Annotated in this window: 12 protein-coding genes, 2 tRNA genes, 2 rRNA genes and 3 pseudogenes; 11 read left to right on the top strand and 8 right to left on the bottom strand. The window is 47.3% G+C overall.

From position 1 onward, the window contains the following. Positions 1-123 precede the first annotated feature (123 nt). Positions 124-1,224: an LPS export ABC transporter permease LptF gene (gene lptF, locus U0026_RS19865; RefSeq protein WP_062777826.1), complete on the top strand. Its 1,101-nt coding sequence runs from the start codon at positions 124-126 to the stop codon at positions 1,222-1,224. Continuing rightward, complete coding sequence (gene lptG / locus U0026_RS19860) at positions 1,224-2,306, top strand: LPS export ABC transporter permease LptG (protein ID WP_062777828.1); 1,083 nt, start codon at positions 1,224-1,226, stop codon at positions 2,304-2,306. The genes lptF and lptG overlap by 1 nt, the downstream gene beginning before the upstream one ends. Positions 2,307-2,556: 250 nt before the next feature. On the opposite strand, the gene U0026_RS19855 is transcribed toward lptG, so the two are convergent. Next, positions 2,557-4,059, bottom strand: coding sequence for a helicase HerA-like C-terminal domain-containing protein (locus U0026_RS19855; RefSeq protein WP_062777830.1), 1,503 nt, complete (start codon positions 4,057-4,059; stop codon positions 2,557-2,559). A gap of 219 nt (positions 4,060-4,278) precedes the next feature. Then, a complete protein-coding gene (ahr, locus tag U0026_RS19850) occupies positions 4,279-5,298 on the bottom strand; it encodes an NADPH-dependent aldehyde reductase Ahr (RefSeq protein WP_062777832.1) in 1,020 nt (339 codons plus the stop codon). A gap of 214 nt (positions 5,299-5,512) precedes the next feature. On the opposite strand from ahr, the gene U0026_RS19845 reads away from it, so the two are divergent. The 4 genes and pseudogenes from U0026_RS19845 to U0026_RS19830 all read left to right on the top strand — a co-directional run. Beyond that, positions 5,513-5,597 (top strand) — tRNA-Leu (locus tag U0026_RS19845). 163 nt (positions 5,598-5,760) lie between these two features. Beyond that, positions 5,761-6,474: pseudogene (locus tag U0026_RS19840) on the top strand (tyrosine-type recombinase/integrase); the annotation flags it as partial. Between the two features lie 82 nt (positions 6,475-6,556). Beyond that, positions 6,557-7,668 (top strand): IS3 family transposase gene (locus U0026_RS19835; protein WP_156484214.1). Its coding sequence is split into 2 segments (ribosomal slippage): positions 6,557-6,818 and positions 6,818-7,668, totalling 1,113 coding nucleotides; the frame shifts between segments, so codons are not numbered across the junction. A gap of 17 nt (positions 7,669-7,685) precedes the next feature. Then, positions 7,686-8,192, top strand: a pseudogene (locus tag U0026_RS19830) (tyrosine-type recombinase/integrase); the annotation flags it as partial. A 173-nt stretch (positions 8,193-8,365) separates the two neighbouring features. Here U0026_RS19830 and U0026_RS19825 read toward each other — a convergent pair. The 3 genes from U0026_RS19825 to U0026_RS19815 all read right to left on the bottom strand — a co-directional run bounded on the left by U0026_RS19825 (position 8,366) and on the right by U0026_RS19815 (position 11,289). Continuing rightward, positions 8,366-9,106: a hypothetical protein gene (locus U0026_RS19825; protein WP_062777838.1), complete on the bottom strand. Its 741-nt coding sequence runs from the start codon at positions 9,104-9,106 to the stop codon at positions 8,366-8,368. Next, complete coding sequence (locus U0026_RS19820) at positions 9,106-11,046, bottom strand: AAA family ATPase (RefSeq protein ID WP_062777840.1); 1,941 nt, start codon at positions 11,044-11,046, stop codon at positions 9,106-9,108. The genes U0026_RS19825 and U0026_RS19820 overlap by 1 nt, the downstream gene beginning before the upstream one ends. An 81-nt stretch (positions 11,047-11,127) precedes the next feature. Then, positions 11,128-11,289, bottom strand: coding sequence for a hypothetical protein (locus tag U0026_RS19815; RefSeq protein WP_156484215.1), 162 nt, complete (start codon positions 11,287-11,289; stop codon positions 11,128-11,130). A 239-nt stretch (positions 11,290-11,528) separates the two neighbouring features. Here U0026_RS19815 and U0026_RS19810 point away from each other — a divergent pair. Further along, positions 11,529-12,099 (top strand): annotated as a pseudogene (locus tag U0026_RS19810) (IS3 family transposase); the annotation flags it as partial. A gap of 394 nt (positions 12,100-12,493) precedes the next feature. Here the strand turns inward: U0026_RS19810 and dcm are convergent. Beyond that, positions 12,494-13,747, bottom strand: a complete 1,254-nt coding sequence (gene dcm / locus U0026_RS19805; protein ID WP_062777842.1) for a DNA cytosine methyltransferase — start codon at positions 13,745-13,747, stop codon at positions 12,494-12,496. Then, positions 13,740-14,771: a DpnII family type II restriction endonuclease gene (locus tag U0026_RS19800; protein ID WP_062777843.1), complete on the bottom strand. Its 1,032-nt coding sequence runs from the start codon at positions 14,769-14,771 to the stop codon at positions 13,740-13,742. Before U0026_RS19800 ends, dcm begins: the two co-directional genes overlap by 8 nt. Before the next feature lie 402 nt (positions 14,772-15,173). Here U0026_RS19800 and U0026_RS19795 point away from each other — a divergent pair. Then, positions 15,174-15,871 (top strand): IS1-like element IS1B family transposase gene (locus U0026_RS19795; RefSeq protein ID WP_095033700.1). Its coding sequence is split into 2 segments (ribosomal slippage): positions 15,174-15,423 and positions 15,423-15,871, totalling 699 coding nucleotides; the frame shifts between segments, so codons are not numbered across the junction. Positions 15,872-16,182: 311 nt separating this feature from the next. On the opposite strand, the gene U0026_RS19790 is transcribed toward U0026_RS19795, so the two are convergent. Beyond that, positions 16,183-16,569, bottom strand: coding sequence for a VOC family protein (locus tag U0026_RS19790; RefSeq protein WP_062779927.1), 387 nt, complete (start codon positions 16,567-16,569; stop codon positions 16,183-16,185). A 737-nt stretch (positions 16,570-17,306) separates the two neighbouring features. Here U0026_RS19790 and U0026_RS19785 point away from each other — a divergent pair. The 3 genes from U0026_RS19785 (at position 17,307) to U0026_RS19775 (ending at position 22,134) form a co-directional block, all read left to right on the top strand. Next, positions 17,307-18,846 (top strand): 16S ribosomal RNA (locus U0026_RS19785). 86 nt (positions 18,847-18,932) lie between these two features. Further along, positions 18,933-19,007: transfer RNA gene (locus U0026_RS19780), tRNA-Glu, on the top strand. Between the two features lie 217 nt (positions 19,008-19,224). Beyond that, a 23S ribosomal RNA gene (locus U0026_RS19775) occupies positions 19,225-22,134 on the top strand. Together the 16S and 23S rRNA genes with 1 tRNA gene alongside form the textbook arrangement of a ribosomal RNA operon. Positions 22,135-22,145: the final 11 nt, after the last annotated feature.

Here is a 22,145-nt window from a genome sequence, read left to right as displayed (position 1 = left end):
GTGAAACCGCTGAGTCATTTAATCTTAGCGATGTTTTCGACGACTCAAGAGAATAAATGACGTTTAAGCCATGAAACAAGCTATTTTCCTGCAATAAGACGGGTTTTTACGGGCGTATTTATAGTGATAATCATACGATATCTGGTGCGAGAGACGCTTAAAAGCCAGCTTGCCATCCTGTTCATCCTGCTTCTGATCTTCTTTTGTCAGAAACTGGTGAGGATCCTTGGCGCGGCGGTAGACGGCGATATCCCGACAAACCTGGTGCTTTCTTTGCTGGGACTCGGCGTGCCTGAAATGGCGCAGCTTATCCTGCCGCTGAGTCTGTTCCTGGGTCTATTGATGACGCTGGGCAAACTGTATACCGAAAGTGAAATTACGGTCATGCACGCGTGTGGCCTGAGTAAAGCCGTACTGATTAAAGCGGCGATGGTGCTGGCGTTGTTTACCGGTATCGTCGCGGCAGTGAACGTGATGTGGGCCGGGCCGTGGTCGTCTCAACATCAGGATGAAGTGCTGGCAGAAGCGAAAGCTAACCCCGGCATGGCGGCGCTGGCCCAAGGGCAGTTCCAGCAGTCTGGCGACGGTAACGCGGTGCTGTTTATCGAAGGCGTTAACGGCGCGAGCTTCCATGACGTCTTCCTGGCTCAGCTCCGTCCGAAAGGCACCGCGCGTCCTTCCGTGGTGGTGGCCGATACTGGACAGCTCTCCCAGCATAAAGATGGTTCTCAGGTGGTGACGCTAAATCAAGGTACCCGCTTTGAAGGCACCGCCATGCTGCGTGATTTCCGCATCACTGATTTCAAAAACTATCAGGCGATTATTGGTCACCAGGCGGTTGCTTCCGACCCGACCGATACCGAACAGATGAGCATGACCACGTTGTGGAATACCGATACCGACCGTGCTCGCGCAGAGCTGCACTGGCGTTTCACGCTGGTGGCAACGGTCTTTATCATGGCGCTGATGGTCGTGCCGCTGAGCGTGGTCAACCCGCGTCAGGGGCGTGTGCTGTCGATGTTGCCAGCGATGCTGCTGTATCTGGTGTTCTTCTTGCTGCAAACCTCGCTGAAGTCGAACGCGGGCAAGGGCAAAATCGACCCGGCCCTGTGGATGTGGACGGTGAACCTGGTTTACTTTGCACTGGCCGTGGCGCTGAACCTGTGGGATACCGTGCCAATGCGCCGCTTCCGCGCCCGTTTTACGCATAAAGGAGCGGTATAATGCAGCCGTTTGGTGTACTTGACCGCTATATCGGCAAGACGATATTTACCACCATCATGATGACTCTGTTCATGCTGGTGTCGTTGTCCGGCATCATCAAGTTTGTCGACCAGTTGAAAAAGGCCGGGCAGGGCAGTTATGACGCGATGGGCGCCGGTTTATATACGATTCTGAGCGCGCCAAAAGATGTGCAGATCTTCTTCCCGATGGCGGCACTGTTAGGTGCGTTGCTGGGGCTGGGGATGCTGGCTCAGCGCAGCGAACTGGTGGTAATGCAGGCTTCCGGTTTCACCCGTATGCAGGTGGCGCTGGCGGTAATGAAAACCGCCATCCCGCTGGTGTTGCTGACTATGGCAATGGGCGAGTGGGTTGCGCCGCAGGGTGAGCAGATGGCGCGTAACTACCGCGCCCAGCAGATGTATGGCGGCTCACTGCTGTCGACCCAACAGGGGATGTGGGCGAAAGACGGTCACAACTTTGTTTACATCGAGCGGGTCAAAGGCGACGAGGAGCTGGGTGGCGTAAGTATTTATGCGTTTAACGACCAACGTCGCTTACAGTCCGTACGCTATGCTGCCAGCGCGAAGTTTGATAATGAACAGAAGGTGTGGCGACTGTCGCAGGTGGACGAATCTAATCTGAGCAATCCAAAGCAGATTACGGGTTCGCAGACGGTAAGCGGGACCTGGAAAACCACGCTGACGCCGGACAAATTAGGCGTTGTTGCGCTGGATCCGGATGCGCTTTCCATCAGTGGCTTGCATAACTACGTGAAGTACCTGAAGGCCAGTGGCCAGGATCCTGGGCGCTACCAGCTGAATATGTGGAGCAAAATCTTCCAGCCGCTTTCCGTGGCGGTGATGATGCTGATGGCACTGTCGTTCATCTTCGGCCCGCTGCGTAGCGTGGCGATGGGCGTGCGTGTGGTGACGGGGATTAGCTTTGGTTTTGTGTTCTACGTGCTTGACCAGATCTTCGGGCCGCTGACGCTGGTATACGGCATTCCGCCGATTATCGGAGCATTGCTGCCGAGCGCCAGCTTCTTCCTGATAAGCCTGTGGCTGATGACGCGAAAAGCCTGATATCTCTGTAATGTAGCCCGGCTGAGCAACGCGACGCCGGGTTTTTTTACGCCTGCGGTTTGGGGAGATGTTAGCGCTGTGCCGTTCCCGGGGTCACATGCGTTCGCCCGGGCTACCCGTGCGGCTATGCCTGATGGCGCTATGCTTATCAGGCCTACGAGTTGCAAGTGTTAACCGTTTTTACGATATGGATTTGTAGGCCGGATAAGGCGTTTACGCCGCCATCCGGCAATGGTTGATGTACGACGCCTTAGCGACGTCTTCCGCCAAGCAGGCTACCCAGCATGCCGCGCACAATCTGGTTCGTCACCTGACGCACGGCACTTTTCGCCGCCGTTTGTACCAATCCATCATGCTTGCCGCCGCGCGGCCCGGTGGTGCCAAAGATAATGTCTTTCAGCCCGCCCAGCAGTCCACCATCATCGGTACTTTGCTGACCCTTAGCTGGCGGAGCATCCGCCTGACCCGCGCTGTTCTCGACGCCTTTTTGCAGCATCTCAAACGCCGACTCCCGGTCGACCTCATCCTCATACTTGCCGTACAGCGGCGAGTTATTGATAAGCCCATTACGCTCATCGTCAGTCACCGGCCCCATACGCGAGTCTGGCGCAATCACCATCGCCCGCTCAACAATCGATGGGCTGCCTTTCGCATCAAGGAAGGAGATTAACGCTTCCCCAGTGCCCAGTTCCTGAATCGCCTGTTCGGTATTGAACGCCGGATTTGCCCGCATGGTCTGCGCCGCCGTTTTCACCGCTTTCTGATCTTTAGGCGTAAAGGCGCGCAGCGCGTGCTGCACGCGGTTACCCAACTGACCCAGTACCGCATCAGGAATATCTGACGGATTTTGCGACACAAAATAGACCCCGACGCCTTTCGAACGTATCAGGCGGATCACCTGCTCGATTTTATCCAGCAGTACCTGCGGCGCATCGCTAAACAGCAGGTGCGCTTCATCAAAGAAGAACACCAGTTTCGGCTTATCCAGATCGCCCGCTTCCGGCAGTTGCTCGTACAGCTCAGAGAGCATCCACAGCAAGCTGGCGGCGTACAGCTTCGGCATCTGGTAGAGCTTTTCCGCGCTGAGGATGTTGATGATGCCTTTGCCGTTGCTATCGGTACGCATCCAGTCTTTGATATCCAGCATCGGTTCGCCAAAGAAATGTTCGGCCCCTTGCTGTTCCAGCGTCAGCAGCCCACGCTGGATGGCTCCCACCGAGGCGGTACTGATATTGCCGTACTGATTCTGGAAGGATTTTGCGTTATCGCCAATGTACTGAGTGATGGCGCGCAGGTCTTTAAAGTCCAGCAGCAGCAGACCCTGATTGTCGGCAATACGGAAGATAATATTGAGCACCCCGGACTGCACCTCGTTGAGATTAAGCAAGCGCGCCAGCAGCAGCGGCCCGAGGTCGGACACGGTGGCGCGCACCGGATGGCCTTTCTCGCCGAAGATATCCCACACCACCACCGGGTTTGCATGCGGCTCCCAGTCGGTAACGCCGATATTATTCAGCCGCGCCAGCAGCTTCTCAGAAGCCTGACCTTCTTTGGCAATACCGGTCAGATCACCTTTTACATCCGCCATAAACACCGGCACACCAATCTCCGAGAACGACTCCGCCAGCTTTTGCAGGGTGACGGTCTTACCCGTGCCCGTGGCGCCGGTAATCAGCCCGTGGCGGTTCGCCATATTGGAAAGTAAAACCAGCTGTGTGTCCTGGGTGCGTGCTATTAGCAAAGGTGTGCTCATGGGTCATCCTCCATTTTATCTGCGTCGAGTATAGGCAAAACAACGGCGTTGCGATGCAGGAAATTGTCCGGATTGCGGTGAAATATCCAGTGTGAGTACGGTGTTGCAGGCGATTTACTTATTTTTGGAAGGCGGCATCCAGATACGGATTTAACCGTCGTAACGGGCAGGGTGTGATAAACAGGGGAAGACCGGCGACAGAACGCCGCCGGATCAACATCAGAAGTCGGCTTTTAACACCACGCGATAACGGGCTTTGCCGTCACGCACGTGCTGGATAGCGTCGTTGATTTCTGACATCGGGAACAGCTCGGTAATCGGTGTGACCTTGCTGCGACCGGCAAACTTCATCAGCTTGCGCAGTTCAGATGGGTTGCCCGTCGCCGAACCGGAGATGCTGCGGTCGCCGCCAATCAGCGTAAAGGCCGGCACTGGAAGCGGGGTGAGCACCGCCCCAACCGTATGGAAGTTGCCGCCCGAAGCCAGCGCTTCGAAGTATGGCTGCCAGTTCAGGTCGACGTTCACGGTGTTGATGATAAGGTCAAACTGACCCGCCAGCTCCTTCAGCGCTTCCGGTGAACGGCTGTTCACCACGTGGTCCGCGCCCATCGCCCGCACTTCCTGCTCTTTGGACGTGTTAGAACTAAAGGCCGTCACTTCCGCCCCCATCGCCCGCAACAGCTTAATGGCGATATGCCCCAGCCCACCAATCCCAATCACCCCCACGCGGCTGGTGGCGGTCACATGATGCATCAGCAGCGGTTTAAACACGGTGATGCCACCGCAGAGCATTGGGCCTGCGGTTTCGATATCGATGCTGTCCGGCAGCGGAATAACCCATTGCCAGTCAGCGCGTAGCTTATCGGCAAAGCCGCCGTGGTTCAGGATGGTCGCCACCGACCCACCAGAACAGTTAACCTGGTTGCCGTCGATACAGGCATCGCAGTGACCGCAGCTTCGCGCCGTCCAGCCAATGCCCACGCGCTGACCAATCTTCAGGCCCTTACTCTGCGCAGCGCTACCCAGCGCCACCACGTGGCCAATCACCTCATGGCCCGCAACCAGCGGATACTGCGACATGCCCCATTCGTTGTCGATCATCGACAGGTCAGAGTGGCAGATCCCGCAGTAATCCACCTTCACCTCAACGTCTTCCGGCAGCAGTTCACCGGCATCGTATTCCCAGACTTCCAGTTCCGCTCCGGCATTCTTGGCGGCGTAGCTTTTTATAATGGACATCGTGATTCTCTTTGGTGTGGTGTTGAACTGAGAGTGTAGAGCATGTGGGGAGGGGGCGCTTGGCGGAACGGGGGATTATGGGCGGTAGGAAAAATGTGACTGAGGCAGAAGAGTGCTGTTTTTTTCGGCACTTAGCGTGATAAGTGCAAGCTGGTACTTGCATGATGGCGTGCGGTAGGTATAATCCACAACGTTTTCCGCGTACCTCTTCAGTGCCGAAGTGGCGAAATCGGTAGACGCAGTTGATTCAAAATCAACCGTAGAAATACGTGCCGGTTCGAGTCCGGCCTTCGGCACCATTAGTACTTCCAAGACCATCCGAGAAAGTCCAATTCTCCCTTAAAAATCAATGCTTGTAGCGATTTTTACGTCCTGAGTCGTCCGAGGTTGTCCGTTGAAATCCGGATGTCATTGGGGGCATAATTGGGGGCATCTTAACTTCGATTAGAAATATGCCCCCAAATGAAGCTCAACGCCAGACAGGTCGAGACCGCAAAGCCAAAAGACAAACCTACAAAATGGCCGATGGCGGCGGTTTGTATCTCGAGGTTTCGGCTAAGAGGTCTAAATACTGGCGTATGAAATACAGACGCCCCTCAGACAAAAAAGAGGATCGCCTCACGTTTGGTGTTTGGCCTACTGTGACGCTTGCTCAGGCAAGAGCAAAGCGCGACGAAGCTAAAAAACTGTTAGTGCAGGGCATCGACCCAAAAGCCGAACAGAAAGAAGCTCAGGCCGAGAACTCGGGGGCATACACTTTTGAAACCATAGCTCGTGAATGGCATGCAAGTAACAAGCGCTGGAGCGAAGACCATCGGTCGCGCGTTCTTCGCTATCTTGAGCTTTATATTTTCCCTTATATCGGTTCATCCGACATTCGCCAACTCAAAACCAGTCACCTGTTAGCCCCGATCAAAAAAGTTGATGCCAGTGGTAAACACGACGTCGCTCAGCGCCTTCAACAGCGCGTAACAGCAGAACGATTACATTGACTCTAATCCAGCAAGTGACATGGCCGGTGCGTTATCGACTACCAAAGCGCGACACTATCCCGCTTTACCCTCTAGCCGGTTCCCTGAGTTTCTAGCTCGTCTTGCGGCATATCGTGGCCGTGTAATGACACGGATCGCCTTACTCACTTTTGTACGTTCCAGTGAGTTACGTTTCGCGCGATGGTTGTTTAAGTATCCCGGTAAAACGAACCATTCACTTTTAGAGATCTTCCGACATACTGATTATGTCCCCTGAGGAGATCGCTATGCGTAAGATCCGATTCACCGAGCACCAGATCATCGCCGTCCTGAAGTCCGTCGAAGCCGGACGAACTGTCAAAGATGTCTGCCGTGAGGCCGCAATATCTGAAGCCAGTTACTACAACTGGAAGGCGAAATATGGCGGGATGGAAGCGGCTGATATTAAAAAAATCAAAGACCCTGAAGATGAGAACCGACGCCTCAAACAGATGTTTGCTGACCTGAGTCTGGAAAATCGAGCGTTAAAAGACGTCATCGAAAAAAAGCTTTAAAACCAGCGATAAAGCGTGAACTCGTCCGCTATCTGGCGGCGCAATTTGCCATGAGTTTACGCCAGGCCTGCAGGACGTTATCGCTGAGCAGGACGGTGTATTTTTATCAGCCCGCTACCCGGCGTGATGAATCGGTGATCCATGCGCTGACTGAACTGGCAGAACGCTATCCGCGCTACGGTTTTAAGAAGCTGTTCCAGCTGCTGCGAAGGCAGGGCAATACCTGGAACCATAAACGCGTTCACCGGATTTACTGCCTGCTGAAACTGAATTTTCGTCGTAAGGTTAAACAACGTCTGCCGGTGCGCAACCCGACCCCGCTGGCAACACCGCAAGCGTTAAACCAGAGCTGGTCGATTGATTTTATGCACGATGCACTCGTCTGCGGCAGACGCTTTCGAACCTTCAACGTGGTGGATGATTTTAACCGTGAGGTGCTGGCGATAGAAATCGACCTGAATATTCCAGCTCAGCGTGTCGTCCGGGTAATGGACAGGATAGTCGCAAACCGCGGATATCCTCTGAAGATGCGGATGGAAAACGGGCCAGAACTGGTCTCACTGGCACTGGCGCAGTGGACGGAAGAACACGGGGTGATGCTGGACTTTATCAAACCGGGTAAGCCGACCCAGAATGCCTTTATCGAACGGTTTAACAGGACGTACCGGACAGAAATACTGGATTTTTACCTGTTCAGAACGCTGAACGAAGCACGGGAAATCACAGAGCGCTGGCTGAATGAATACAACAGGGAGCGGCCCCATGAATCCCTGAATAACCTGACACCGGAAGAATACCGGCTGATGGCTGAGAAACCGGAAATCTCAAAAAGCGTGTGGAGCTAAAGCTGGGATACTTACAGGATGAGTTCGACTTCGATAATTCTCTTTGGCGTATACCTGCAAAGCGAGAAGAAATTAAAGGTGTGCGTTACTCGTATCGTGGCATGAAGATGAAAGAGGAACATATCGTTCCTCTTAGCCGGCAGGCGATGGTTTTGTTAGAGCAACTCAAGCAGATTAGTGGCGATAAAGAGTTGTTGTTCCCGGGGGATCATGATGCAACTAAGGTCATGAGTGAAAACACGGTTAACGGTGCATTGCGTGCGATGGGCTATGACACTAAAACCGAAGTTTGCGGGCATGGATTTAGAACAATGGCGCGTGGGTCTTTAGGCGAGTCTGGATTATGGAGCGATGACGCGATAGAGCGCCAATTAAGCCACTCTGAGAGTAATAATGTGCGTGCGCCTTATATCCATACATCTGAGCATTTGGATGAACGTCTATTGATGGTTCAATGGTGGGCTGACTATCTAGATGTTAATCGAGAAAAAATGGTTTCGCCTTTTGATTTTAAAGTGCACTGATATTGAAAGTTGCGCCTCAATTGAGAGGCGCAATTGACCATATCAAATGGCTAAATAAAGCCATTGAGAAATGTTACCATTTTACTTATCGTTGTTGATTTAGCCAAATTATCTTGATTGAGTATTTTAGATTGACTAATAATCACGTTAACCGAACCTCCTGGCTTCTTCCTTTACCCCATAAGAGATAATGTAGCTTTATACATTTTAGCCGTCTCAGCAATTTTACGTTGCTCATTATCACTATTGAGTCCCCATTCATGCAATCTTTGGATTGTTTCTTTTGCGGAACTAAATAGCTCATCGTCACCTATACATTCGCATAGGACATCTTCAAGAGTTCCCTTCCCAGTATCTCTGTTACACCATATTATAGCTGCTACTTCACCATTCTGTGTATATATTGATAAAGGTTCCTCAGGATAAGCTTCCCAATTTTCTGTTAGCCATGAAGATGTACCAATGAGAGAAAAGTCGGTGTAAATCTCATTAAGTATCGTTTCTTTGCTATTATGGTCTGCGTCATAAATGAATATATACTTATGACTAGAAATAATACCGCGATCACTCACATTGAACGTACTGCTATTCGCAGTCATTACCCAGAGGTTTTTAATAAACCCATTTATTTTATCGCCTCTGTTCTTTCCACCAGAGTTGAATACACTGACATAAGTATCATCAATAGTAAAAATTCTATCTGGGAGGAAGAATTTATGAGCCATTTCAAGGCTTAAATCCAATTGTGCATGATTTTCAAGGGCTTTTTGATACATGCTATTATAGGGCGAAGGCAGTTCATTGAATTTTCCATTGAATTCTTGGGCATTAAAGAATTTACTCAATACCAAACAAATTAGCGCGACGTCATGTGGGCCTTCACAAAAAATTAATGTTGATTTGATGTTTTCCATTATCGTGCATCCCTCAAATCAACGTTTCCTGCTTCAACTAAAGTACGGAATGTATCACCATCGAAATTCTTATTAGTAATTTTACCATCATTATTTACTAATGCATGGCAAGCTAGATCTTCTGATTTTATCTTTTCATTTAAGGTAAATGCATCAATGCATTCTTTACTATGACTTGTTATGAATACCTGGACGTTGAAGTTTTTAGCAAGTTTATAAATAAAAGAAGAAAAATCAGAAATTAGAGAGTGATGTAGGGCATTTTCGAACTCATCGATAAGAACAACACCATTACTGGCACTTGAAAATATAAGAGACATGAAAAATATTCTCTGCAACCCTTCACCATAAGATGAAATGTCGACGCCTTCATCAAATTTTTCATCGTCAACAATGAAACGCTGTCTTTCATCAGTAAGCCGTATATCTCTCAGCGTAGGAAGAATCGATGCTTTCAAGAAATCTATAAGTAGCGGCAATGACTTAGACTGAACACTTTTGTGGTAGTATTGAGCATAATGATGAGGTTCATTCAAGAAAAATGGACTACTGAATGCGACAGGACATACCAATTTTATATAGTCTGCTATTGTCTCACGTTCGCGGCCTTTGTAAGTTCGATTCAACGAGGTCTGGCTATAGTTAGAAAATGTAGTATCGATCTCTATAGTTGATAAATATTTTGTTTTATCGATAGAATTGTCTGACTCTTCGATAGTTTTTAAACTTAATGAACAGTTATGATTATCAAATACGCCTGAAATAAGTACAGGATTATTCAATTGTTCAATCATCCACGTCGGGTCTAAATGCTCAGCTGAGACTTTCCCACGGCGACGCATTACTTCTATTAGTCCATTTAAATCATTTTGTTTAATTAGAAGATAAATTGCTTCTAATAACGATGTCTTACCGGTATTGTTTAATCCGGCAAATATATTAATTAAGGATAGACCTTTAATTTGCATACCTACTAATTGGCGGTAGTTTATTATATGTAATTCTTCAAAGTGATGTTTTATTCTATCGTAATAAACGTTTGTTTGTGATACACCAGTCAGGCTGATACTGTTGGTCCGATCAATAATTGTTTTTAATTTTCCCCAAGCGCTTTCGAGTTCAGGGACATATTCAGGTCGTATGGCAAGCTGGTATAATGTATCAATATCAGCTGAGACGGAGCGTATAGCAGCTTCTTGTCTTTCTTTAAATACTAAATCACTAGCACGGTAAGCACTATTGAGATCTCTAGTTGATTGCAATTGCGACAAAGCACGTTCATCAGACACGATTTTAGCAAGAAGATCAATATCATCCCTTTTACTTATAGCCGGTTCCAGAAACCTTTCACTGTAACCAACATGGCCATTCTCATCTTCCTCTTCGATTGGTTCTCGAGATAGAAGGGAGAAAAATAATTCTTTATTTTTCAAGTTTTCTGCTTTTGCAGTATCTTCATTCCATCCAAGCCATACTTTTAATGCTTGACTACGTATTGTTTGTCTAAATATTGGGAATCGGCTTTCTGTAAATTGATCACCATAATCAGAATTTCTATATTGCGCAACAAGAGATAAAGCCCTTAGGCTACGCCTTAATTCAACTTTACTTATGCCAATTCTATGACAGATATCTGTTTCACTTAACTTATAGTTTGTACTCATATTTTCAAGTAGCTTTGCCTGATTCCACTCCCCCCATTTTTTATTCCCACTGATATGCTTAAGTGCCATAAGAGTAAGATGGTGCTCAGGTGTCGAGTCTGGGTAAATAACTACTGGGATGGAACTAAAAAATTCTGGTAGAACTTTTCCCAGATTATTTCCTTTTTGTTCGTATTCATTTAATAATGTTTTTAAAGCAGCTACGCGCCTATTCCCTTCGATAACAACATATCCATTATCCTCAAGAGCTCTTACCTGAATCTGATCAACAGGCAAATAGCCATTTGCTCTAAAACTATCTATAAGATCTTGTATATGTTGATTTTTATCGCCACAAATAAGTCTTGTGGTTCTTTGTTATACAATTTTATCTTTGATTTCATTTTCAGGTACGTCAACTTGATCATCTTCATGAATTAAGCGGTAATTATTAGGATCAAGGAATAAGTTTCTGATACTTACTCTTCTGATACTAGATTGTGCAGTTGATTCTTGTTCTTTAGGGATGTTTTGATCCATCTTAGACCTCTAGATATCGATAAAATGCGACTTTAATCGGCAGGAGAAGAGCCAAGAAAGTCTGATGCTGTATTACGTTTTAAGTAGCGATTGACCATTTACCAACTAAATTGTCATCCCTACACATACCTTTCAACTTTCATGAGTCTCAGTTTATGCTGTTCTGCCAGAAAATCCAACAAGTGGATGATTTCAATATCATTTATTGGTTGAGATATTTTATCTGTCGTATGAACCGCCATCATCGATTTTACCGGCATCCTAATCTGCTGAAACCCGGCCCTGAACAGGTTACCGCCTTTGAGCCAGAGCAGGTTTGGGTCGCTGATATAACGTATCTTCCGCTGCGCAGCGGCACGGCTTATCTGAGTCTGGTCACTGATGCTTGCTACAGAAAAATCGTGGGTTACCATGTCGGGGAAAACTTGAAGACAGAAAACGTGGTGAAAGCTTTCAGGAAGGCTCTGAGGCGAAGAAAAACGACGGGGCCCCTGGTCCATCACTCTGACAGAGGACTGCAATACTGTTCAGCACTTTATCAGTCAGTCCATGAGAGAAACGGGATAACCTGTTCAATGAAAGATGGTTATGACTGCTACCAGAATGCGCTGGCTGCGAATAAACGGGATCCTGAAAAATGAGTTTTTACTCTCACGGCCGGCCAATCTCGCACAAGCGAAGATGATGGTAAAAGAGTCCGTGGCAATTTATAACGATGAACGGCCACATCTGGCCCTGAAATACAAAACGCCCGATGATGTTCATCAGGTGTTTTACAGACAAAAAACTGTCAACCTATATCACGACTAGTTATGGTAAGAAAATAAAATGGGGGCATAAATCTGATTTTACATTAAAAATTACTTATTAAACAATTTGTTATTTTGTGATATGAGTCAGGCCTTTTTACCATAAGAAATGCAAAACTAAGTCGCTTAAGGGCGGTTTTTTTGTGTCCAAATTTGAGCTCTTAATGTATTCCTTGTGTAAGTTTGCCGGCAAAACGAACCATCTTTTTTAGAGAGCTTCCGACATACTGATTATGTCTCCTGAGGAGAACGCTATGCGCAAGATCCGATTTGATTCAAAAATTTAGGTTTTATTATGAATAATAAAGAGGTAAATATTTATACCTCTCTATTATATGCTGATGTTGTTAACTAGCCCGTTACAGATGGATGAATGTTATGCAGGAAATTATTCACTATAAAGAATTGATTACATTATTTCTTATAAAATCCAATGCAACTTCCTTAATTACAGGAACTGAAACACCATTACCCATTTGCTTGTAAACAGCGTTGTCGTCGTCAAGTAAAATATAAGATTCAGGATAGCCTTGTATTCTGGCACATTCCCTTGGTGTTATTTTTCTTAATATATTGTTATGATAAACACCTAGTCGATTACTATCTGAAGCTGTTAATGTGATACTAATGCTTTCGGGATCGAGGAATTTAAAAACTTCAAAGGACATATTACCACAAACAGGATTATATAATTCATCTTTTTTTGATAAATAACCTTTAGCAATCAATGAGTTTGAAATATGATCAAAATCAGTATATGGGTAAAAAGTCATTATCTGTTCTTTTGACAGACTTTTTCCATCTTTATGTGTGCCGAATATTTTCTTACGTCTATTGGAAATTAACATATTCATGAATTCAATTTCTTTAGATGAACATTTGCCTTTTATTCCTAACTCCCAAGAATGAAGAGATTTTCCTCCTCTATAGTCGATAAGACGATATCCATGGATTTCGTTAAGATCAGGAATAGCACTACTAATCATTTTTTGGAACTTTGAAGTACAAACATACTTTTCATCTACAATAGGGTCTAGTATATCTTTAACAAATTTTATGTTGCTAAATTCATTGATTTTGTTTTTGAAATCATGTGAATCAGCCGCTCCAAGATCAGTTCTAAGAGTCATTTTAGGATCTGAATTGAGTACACCAAGAATGTAAATTCGTACCCTATTTTGGGGTACAGAGAAAGAACTACTATTTAGTAGTAGGAATTCAACACCATATCCTAATTCTTTTAAGGTTGTTTCAATAACTTTATACGTATTTCCCTTATCATGGCTGAGTAATCCACGCACATTTTCCAACAGAAAAAATGTAGGTTTTTTTTCTTTAAGTATTCTTGCGACATCAAAAAATAACGTTCCTCTGGTATCCTCAAAGCCCTTTCTTTGCCCTGCATGAGAGAAAGCCTGGCAAGGAAATCCAGCTAAAAGAAAATTAAAATCAGGTAACGTATTGGCTTCCAATTTGGTTATATCACCATAAGGATTTTCACCAAAATTTAATTGATAAGAGAGGCAAGCTTTTTTATCAATTTCGCAGCTATACACGCATTCATTCTTTATAGAAAGTTGGTTCAAAGCCTGTTCAAAACCTAACCGTATTCCACCAGTCCCTGAAAAAAGATCAATAAATTTAATCACTTAATTCCTCTCTAACCCAATTGCATAATAGCGACAGTTCTTCATTTGAAAATGCAACTGTGCAATCACTGTACTCACAAATCGTCGATACCGCAGCTCTACGCTGAAAATTTCCTGCGCCATCAATAATATAGGCAATCTTATATCCATTGCTATGCATATCAGACATTCTATTATGGGCACTTGCCGCCTTACGTTCAATAGTGCTGTTAGTGGTAACCTGAAAGCTTATTTCAATCCCGATGATTTTATTACCTTTTTTGATTACTATGTCAAACGGGCTTTTTATATCCCCTCCATCTATATGGAGAAGGATTTTGCCATTGCTAACGACGGAATAATTTTCGCCAAGATTATCTGCTATGAATTCCCTTACATATTTTTGTAATAGTTGACCATTGGTATTGGCTTTTGCTCCACCAGTAATTTTACTTACGTATATGTAACGTTGTTTGATATATTCGTCTAATACATCTTTCATGCCTACTCTTTCAGCCATGTCGCATGCGCTAAGATTTGCATGCTCATAAGATGAGCTAAATGCGCCATACATCAGAATCATTATCATATCTTTATATAGCGAGTTTAATGTATAGGGAGTCTGAAGGTTATCCCCATCTAACTTGAGTTTTACATTATTTAATGATTTTACAGGTAATATTTCAAATTGATAGGTGATATCTTTCGTATCAAGCGTGATATGCATTAAATGTCTATTTGATGAAGTATCAATGTCAAATATAGAATTAAATTCTCTTCCTAAACGCTGAATTGGTTCACCACCATAATCAAGAATAACGCATAGGTGTTTTAGGAAAAGGTTGGCAGGCATGCTGCTTGATTCAATAAGTGTGAATAATGTTTTAGGGTTATGGTCTTTATAAAGCGATAATATCGATATGAAATCATCTTGGCTGGCTAATAGCTGCGGAATTATACTTGTTGTAGACTGTTCATCTACAATTCCTCGAGGCCACCAGTTAACAGCGTGTGATCTTAATTGTTCGATGTTTCGTTGATACATTTCAAATCCTCATGTTTTTCAATGATTCTATCATTTAAAAGAAAAAAATTCATTAAGATTTATTTGTGATTTTTTTCTTTAAATAATAAGGCTTTTTATTAATAGTAATTGTTGTGAATATATTTTTTTGAAAAACACAATCATCAATGATTATCAATCAAAACTACACTTGTGTTGATAACACTAACCTTATGAATATCAACCCATCCTGAAAATAGGTTGACAATAACTGAAACGAAAATATGAGCCAAAGGATTTTAATAAATTTAATTTTAAACTGAATTGCGTACTGAAGTGTCGCACGATTGCTTTAGTGGATAACATCCCAGAATCGCGAAAAAAATCGCGGTGATGCTGCCAACTTACTGATTTAGTGTATGATGGTGTTTTTGAGGTGCTCCAGTGGCTTCTGTTTCTATCAGCTGTCCCTCCTGTTCAGCTACTGACGGGGTGGTGCGTAACGGCAAAAGCACTGCCGGACATCAGCGCTATCTCTGCTCTCACTGCCGTAAAACATGGCAACTGCAGTTCACTTACACCGCTTCTCAACCCGGTACGCACCAGAAAATCATTGATATGGCCATGAATGGCGTTGGATGCCGGGCAACCGCCCGCATTATGGGCGTTGGCCTCAACACGATTTTCCGCCATTTAAAAAACTCAGGCCGCAGTCGGTAACCTCGCGCATACAGCCGGGCAGTGACGTCATCGTCTGCGCGGAAATGGACGAACAGTGGGGATACGTCGGGGCTAAATCGCGCCAGCGCTGGCTGTTTTACGCGTATGACAGGCTCCGGAAGACGGTTGTTGCGCACGTATTCGGTGAACGCACTATGGCGACGCTGGGGCGTCTTATGAGCCTGCTGTCACCCTTTGACGTGGTGATATGGATGACGGATGGCTGGCCGCTGTATGAATCCCGCCTGAAGGGAAAGCTGCACGTAATCAGCAAGCGATATACGCAGCGAATTGAGCGGCATAACCTGAATCTGAGGCAGCACCTGGCACGGCTGGGACGGAAGTCGCTGTCGTTCTCAAAATCGGTGGAGCTGCATGACAAAGTCATCGGGCATTATCTGAACATAAAACACTATCAATAAGTTGGAGTCATTACCACCATAGCTTATTTGCAATATATTGTGAAAAGGACTAGCGGAAAATGTTGTAAGCAGTATCAGTAAACGGGTGGTGAAGTTAATGTTAGCCATGCTGAAATTCATCATCGGTGGTTGTTAATCAGTACAATGTGGTTGAGCCATTAATTAAAAAATGGCCACAGTTAGTTACAGAGACGGAGATGGGCAACCCGAGGAAGTGAATAATGCTCGCGATTAAACATAATGAAAGAACCAGTATTAATAGAATCTATCAAGAATGGTTCTCGCATTAATGATTGGAATAAATACCAGGCTTACTCCCCGACGATTTCCACCCGATTGCCATCTGGATCGGCAATAACGGCTTCATAATAGCCATCGCCCGTCATGTGAGGCGCACTCAGTAACGTTCCGTTTGCGCGCGCCTGTTCAGCCAGGCGGTCTACGTCCTGTTTTGTTCCCACCGCCAGTGCAATATGCGCCCAGCCAACAAACTCCGGGGTATCGGGGGCGTTGGGCAGTGTTGGTAAAGTCATCAGTTCTATCGTTGCGCCCTCGTCGAGGGTAATAAAATGCGACTCAAAGCCTGGGCGGTTCTTACTGATGTAGCGTTTATTGCTTTGCCCGCCGAAGATGCTCTGCCAGAAGTTCACCTGCGCATCGAGGTTGCGGGTCCACAGGGCAACGTGTGCAATTTTCATGATTCTCTCCCTTTATATAGATAGTTGTTACCGCCATCCTGGGTTGCCCATCCGCAAAACACAACGTTCCTTCTTATTATGGAACCAGGAGTGTGACTTGCCGTAGAAAGTTCATTTGAATGGTGCCCCTCTATATATAGAGAGCTTTTTCGGCCAAGGGGGCTGAACGGGGGGCCTCAATGGCTGGGAGCTGGATATCGACGTGAAGGGCAGCCATGAATCAGTAAACAGATAGAGTGGATCTGACGTATATAGAAAGAAAGGGGGGCTGAAATGGGCTTCCTCACCGGCTATCTTTTCGGTGAATGATCGATGATTGTGGATAACTCTGTGTGTAAATCGGTATAAGGCGGGGTTTTGCTGGGGATTGCAGCAGTCAGTCATTTTTCTGTCATTTAAGGGTTGCGGGCTGAGAGAAACTCCCTATAATGCGGCCCCACTGAGACGGAACAACGGCAAGCAAGCCGCCGGGTCAGCAGGGGTTCTTAAGAGAACGCCGACAGAGAAAAGCGAAATTAAATGCTTGACTCTGAAAGAGGGAAGCGTAATATACGCCACCTCGCAACAGTGAGCGAAAGCCGTGTTGCACTGCTCTTTAACAATTTATCAGACAATCTGTGTGGGCACTCGAAGATACGGATTCTTAAACGTCGCAAGACGCTAAATGAATACCAAGTCTCAACGAGTGAACATACGTAATTCATTACGAAGTTTAATTTATTGAGCATCAAACACTTAAATTGAAGAGTTTGATCATGGCTCAGATTGAACGCTGGCGGCAGGCCTAACACATGCAAGTCGAACGGTAGCACAGAGAGCTTGCTCTTGGGTGACGAGTGGCGGACGGGTGAGTAATGTCTGGGAAACTGCCCGATGGAGGGGGATAACTACTGGAAACGGTAGCTAATACCGCATAACGTCGCAAGACCAAAGTGGGGGACCTTCGGGCCTCACACCATCGGATGTGCCCAGATGGGATTAGCTAGTAGGTGGGGTAATGGCTCACCTAGGCGACGATCCCTAGCTGGTCTGAGAGGATGACCAGCCACACTGGAACTGAGACACGGTCCAGACTCCTACGGGAGGCAGCAGTGGGGAATATTGCACAATGGGCGCAAGCCTGATGCAGCCATGCCGCGTGTATGAAGAAGGCCTTCGGGTTGTAAAGTACTTTCAGCGAGGAGGAAGGCATTGTGGTTAATAACCGCAGTGATTGACGTTACTCGCAGAAGAAGCACCGGCTAACTCCGTGCCAGCAGCCGCGGTAATACGGAGGGTGCAAGCGTTAATCGGAATTACTGGGCGTAAAGCGCACGCAGGCGGTCTGTCAAGTCGGATGTGAAATCCCCGGGCTCAACCTGGGAACTGCATTCGAAACTGGCAGGCTAGAGTCTTGTAGAGGGGGGTAGAATTCCAGGTGTAGCGGTGAAATGCGTAGAGATCTGGAGGAATACCGGTGGCGAAGGCGGCCCCCTGGACAAAGACTGACGCTCAGGTGCGAAAGCGTGGGGAGCAAACAGGATTAGATACCCTGGTAGTCCACGCCGTAAACGATGTCGACTTGGAGGTTGTGCCCTTGAGGCGTGGCTTCCGGAGCTAACGCGTTAAGTCGACCGCCTGGGGAGTACGGCCGCAAGGTTAAAACTCAAATGAATTGACGGGGGCCCGCACAAGCGGTGGAGCATGTGGTTTAATTCGATGCAACGCGAAGAACCTTACCTACTCTTGACATCCAGAGAATTTAGCAGAGATGCTTTAGTGCCTTCGGGAACTCTGAGACAGGTGCTGCATGGCTGTCGTCAGCTCGTGTTGTGAAATGTTGGGTTAAGTCCCGCAACGAGCGCAACCCTTATCCTTTGTTGCCAGCGGTTCGGCCGGGAACTCAAAGGAGACTGCCAGTGATAAACTGGAGGAAGGTGGGGATGACGTCAAGTCATCATGGCCCTTACGAGTAGGGCTACACACGTGCTACAATGGCATATACAAAGAGAAGCGACCTCGCGAGAGCAAGCGGACCTCATAAAGTATGTCGTAGTCCGGATCGGAGTCTGCAACTCGACTCCGTGAAGTCGGAATCGCTAGTAATCGTAGATCAGAATGCTACGGTGAATACGTTCCCGGGCCTTGTACACACCGCCCGTCACACCATGGGAGTGGGTTGCAAAAGAAGTAGGTAGCTTAACCTTCGGGAGGGCGCTTACCACTTTGTGATTCATGACTGGGGTGAAGTCGTAACAAGGTAACCGTAGGGGAACCTGCGGTTGGATCACCTCCTTACCTTAAAGAACCGACCTTTGAAGTGTCCACACAGATTGTCTGATAGAAGTAATGAGCAAGACGGCTGCGAAGTCGTGACACATCGTGTCCCCTTCGTCTAGCGGTTAGGACTCCGCCCTTTCACGGCGGCAACAGGGGTTCGAATCCCCTAGGGGACGCCACTTGCTGGTCGTGAGTGAAAGGCACAACCCATCGATATCTCAAAACTAACTCAGTGAGTTACGTTTGAGATATTTGCTCTTTAAAAATCTGGATCAAGCTGAAAATTGAAACGACACACTGTATCTGTTCTCCGTAATAAGAACAGATAAGCGGTGTGTTCGAGTCTCTCAAATTTTCGCAACGCGGAATGTTTTACGAAACATCTTCGGGTTGTGAGGTTAAGCGACTAAGCGTACACGGTGGATGCCCTGGCAGTCAGAGGCGATGAAGGACGTGCTAATCTGCGATAAGCGTCGGTAAGGTGATATGAACCGTTATAACCGACGATTTCCGAATGGGGAAACCCAGTGTGTTTCGACACACTATCATTACGTGAATACATAGCGTAATGAAGCGAACCGGGGGAACTGAAACATCTAAGTACCCCGAGGAAAAGAAATCAACCGAGATTCCCCTAGTAGCGGCGAGCGAACGGGGAGCAGCCCAGAGTCTGAATCAGCATGTGTGTTAGTGGAACGGTCTGGAAAGTCCGGCGATACAGGGTGATAGCCCCGTACACAAAAATGCATGTGTTGTGAACTCGAAGAGTAGGGCGGGACACGTGGTATCCTGTCTGAATATGGGGGGACCATCCTCCAAGGCTAAATACTCCTGACTGACCGATAGTGAACCAGTACCGTGAGGGAAAGGCGAAAAGAACCCCGGCGAGGGGAGTGAAACAGAACCTGAAACCGTGTACGTACAAGCAGTGGGAGCCTTGATTTATCAGGGTGACTGCGTACCTTTTGTATAATGGGTCAGCGACTTATATTCTGTAGCAAGGTTAACCGAATAGGGGAGCCGAAGGGAAACCGAGTCTTAACTGGGCGTTAAGTTGCAGGGTATAGACCCGAAACCCGGTGATCTAGCCATGGGCAGGTTGAAGGTTGGGTAACACTAACTGGAGGACCGAACCGACTAATGTTGAAAAATTAGCGGATGACTTGTGGCTGGGGGTGAAAGGCCAATCAAACCGGGAGATAGCTGGTTCTCCCCGAAAGCTATTTAGGTAGCGCCTCGTGAATTCATCTTCGGGGGTAGAGCACTGTTTCGGCTAGGGGGTCATCCCGACTTACCAACCCGATGCAAACTACGAATACCGAAGAATGTTATCACGGGAGACACACGGCGGGTGCTAACGTCCGTCGTGAAGAGGGAAACAACCCAGACCGCCAGCTAAGGTCCCAAAGTCACAGTTAAGTGGGAAACGATGTGGGAAGGCTCAGACAGCCAGGATGTTGGCTTAGAAGCAGCCATCATTTAAAGAAAGCGTAATAGCTCACTGGTCGAGTCGGCCTGCGCGGAAGATGTAACGGGGCTAAACTGTGCACCGAAGCTGCGGCAGCGACACTATGTGTTGTTGGGTAGGGGAGCGTTCTGTAAGCCGTTGAAGGTGTCCTGTGAGGGGTGCTGGAGGTATCAGAAGTGCGAATGCTGACATAAGTAACGATAATGCGGGTGAAAAACCCGCACGCCGGAAGACCAAGGGTTCCTGTCCAACGTTAATCGGGGCAGGGTGAGTCGACCCCTAAGGCGAGGCCGAAAGGCGTAGTCGATGGGAAACAGGTTAATATTCCTGTACTTGGTGTTACTGCGAAGGGGGGACGGAGAGGGCTATGTTAGCCGGGCGACGGTTGTCCCGGTTTAAGCATGTAGGCGGAGAGTTTAGGTAAATCCGGACTCTTATTAACGCTGAGGTGTGATGACGAGGCACTACGGTGCTGAAGTAACAAATGCCGCACTTCCAGGAAAAGCCTCTAAGCATCAGGTAACATCAAATCGTACCCCAAACCGACACAGGTGGTCAGGTAGAGAATACCAAGGCGCTTGAGAGAACTCGGGTGAAGGAACTAGGCAAAATGGTGCCGTAACTTCGGGAGAAGGCACGCTGATATGTAGGTGAAGTGGTTTACCCATGGAGCTGAAATCAGTCGAAGATACCAGCTGGCTGCAACTGTTTATTAAAAACACAGCACTGTGCAAACACGAAAGTGGACGTATACGGTGTGACGCCTGCCCGGTGCCGGAAGGTTAATTGATGGGGTTAGCTGTAAGGCGAAGCTCTTGATCGAAGCCCCGGTAAACGGCGGCCGTAACTATAACGGTCCTAAGGTAGCGAAATTCCTTGTCGGGTAAGTTCCGACCTGCACGAATGGCGTAATGATGGCCAGGCTGTCTCCACCCGAGACTCAGTGAAATTGAACTCGCTGTGAAGATGCAGTGTACCCGCGGCAAGACGGAAAGACCCCGTGAACCTTTACTATAGCTTGACACTGAACACTGGTCCTTGATGTGTAGGATAGGTGGGAGGCTTTGAAGTGTGGACGCCAGTCTGCATGGAGCCAACCTTGAAATACCACCCTTTAATGGCTGGTGTTCTAACGTAGACCCGTTACCCGGGTTGCGGACAGTGTCTGGTGGGTAGTTTGACTGGGGCGGTCTCCTCCTAAAGAGTAACGGAGGAGCACGAAGGTTAGCTAATCCTGGTCGGACATCAGGAGGTTAGTGCAATGGCATAAGCTAGCTTGACTGCGAGAGTGACGGCTCGAGCAGGTGCGAAAGCAGGTCATAGTGATCCGGTGGTTCTGAATGGAAGGGCCATCGCTCAACGGATAAAAGGTACTCCGGGGATAACAGGCTGATACCGCCCAAGAGTTCATATCGACGGCGGTGTTTGGCACCTCGATGTCGGCTCATCACATCCTGGGGCTGAAGTAGGTCCCAAGGGTATGGCTGTTCGCCATTTAAAGTGGTACGCGAGCTGGGTTTAGAACGTCGTGAGACAGTTCGGTCCCTATCTGCCGTGGGCGCTGGAGAATTGAGGGGGGCTGCTCCTAGTACGAGAGGACCGGAGTGGACGCATCACTGGTGTTCGGGTTGTCATGCCAATGGCATTGCCCGGTAGCTAAATGCGGAAAAGATAAGTGCTGAAAGCATCTAAGCACGAAACTTGCCCCGAGATGAGTTCTCCCTGACTCCTTGAGAGTCCTGAAGGAACGTTGAAGACTACGACGTTGATAGGCTGGGTGTGTAAGCGTAGCGATACGTTGAGCTAACCAGTACTAATGAACCGTGAGGCTTAACCTTACAACGCCAAA

The sequence above is a fragment of the Kluyvera intermedia genome (assembly GCF_034424175.1).
Taxonomy (GTDB): domain Bacteria; phylum Pseudomonadota; class Gammaproteobacteria; order Enterobacterales; family Enterobacteriaceae; genus Kluyvera; species Kluyvera intermedia.
The sequence above is the reverse complement of the archived record's forward strand: the minus strand, read 5'-3'. Positions and strand labels throughout refer to the sequence as shown.

Excerpts from the sequence above, each read along its gene's own strand:
- lptG (WP_062777828.1), top strand. The coding sequence starts at position 1,224 with ATGCAGCCGTTTGGTGTACTTGACCGCTATATCGGCAAGACGATATTT.
- U0026_RS19855 (WP_062777830.1), bottom strand. The coding sequence starts at position 4,059 with ATGAGCACACCTTTGCTAATAGCACGCACCCAGGACACACAGCTGGTT.
- ahr (WP_062777832.1), bottom strand. The coding sequence starts at position 5,298 with ATGTCCATTATAAAAAGCTACGCCGCCAAGAATGCCGGAGCGGAACTG.
- U0026_RS19825 (WP_062777838.1), bottom strand. The coding sequence starts at position 9,106 with ATGGAAAACATCAAATCAACATTAATTTTTTGTGAAGGCCCACATGAC.
- U0026_RS19815 (WP_156484215.1), bottom strand. The coding sequence starts at position 11,289 with ATGGATCAAAACATCCCTAAAGAACAAGAATCAACTGCACAATCTAGT.
- U0026_RS19800 (WP_062777843.1), bottom strand. The coding sequence starts at position 14,771 with ATGTATCAACGAAACATCGAACAATTAAGATCACACGCTGTTAACTGG.
- U0026_RS19790 (WP_062779927.1), bottom strand. The coding sequence starts at position 16,569 with ATGAAAATTGCACACGTTGCCCTGTGGACCCGCAACCTCGATGCGCAG.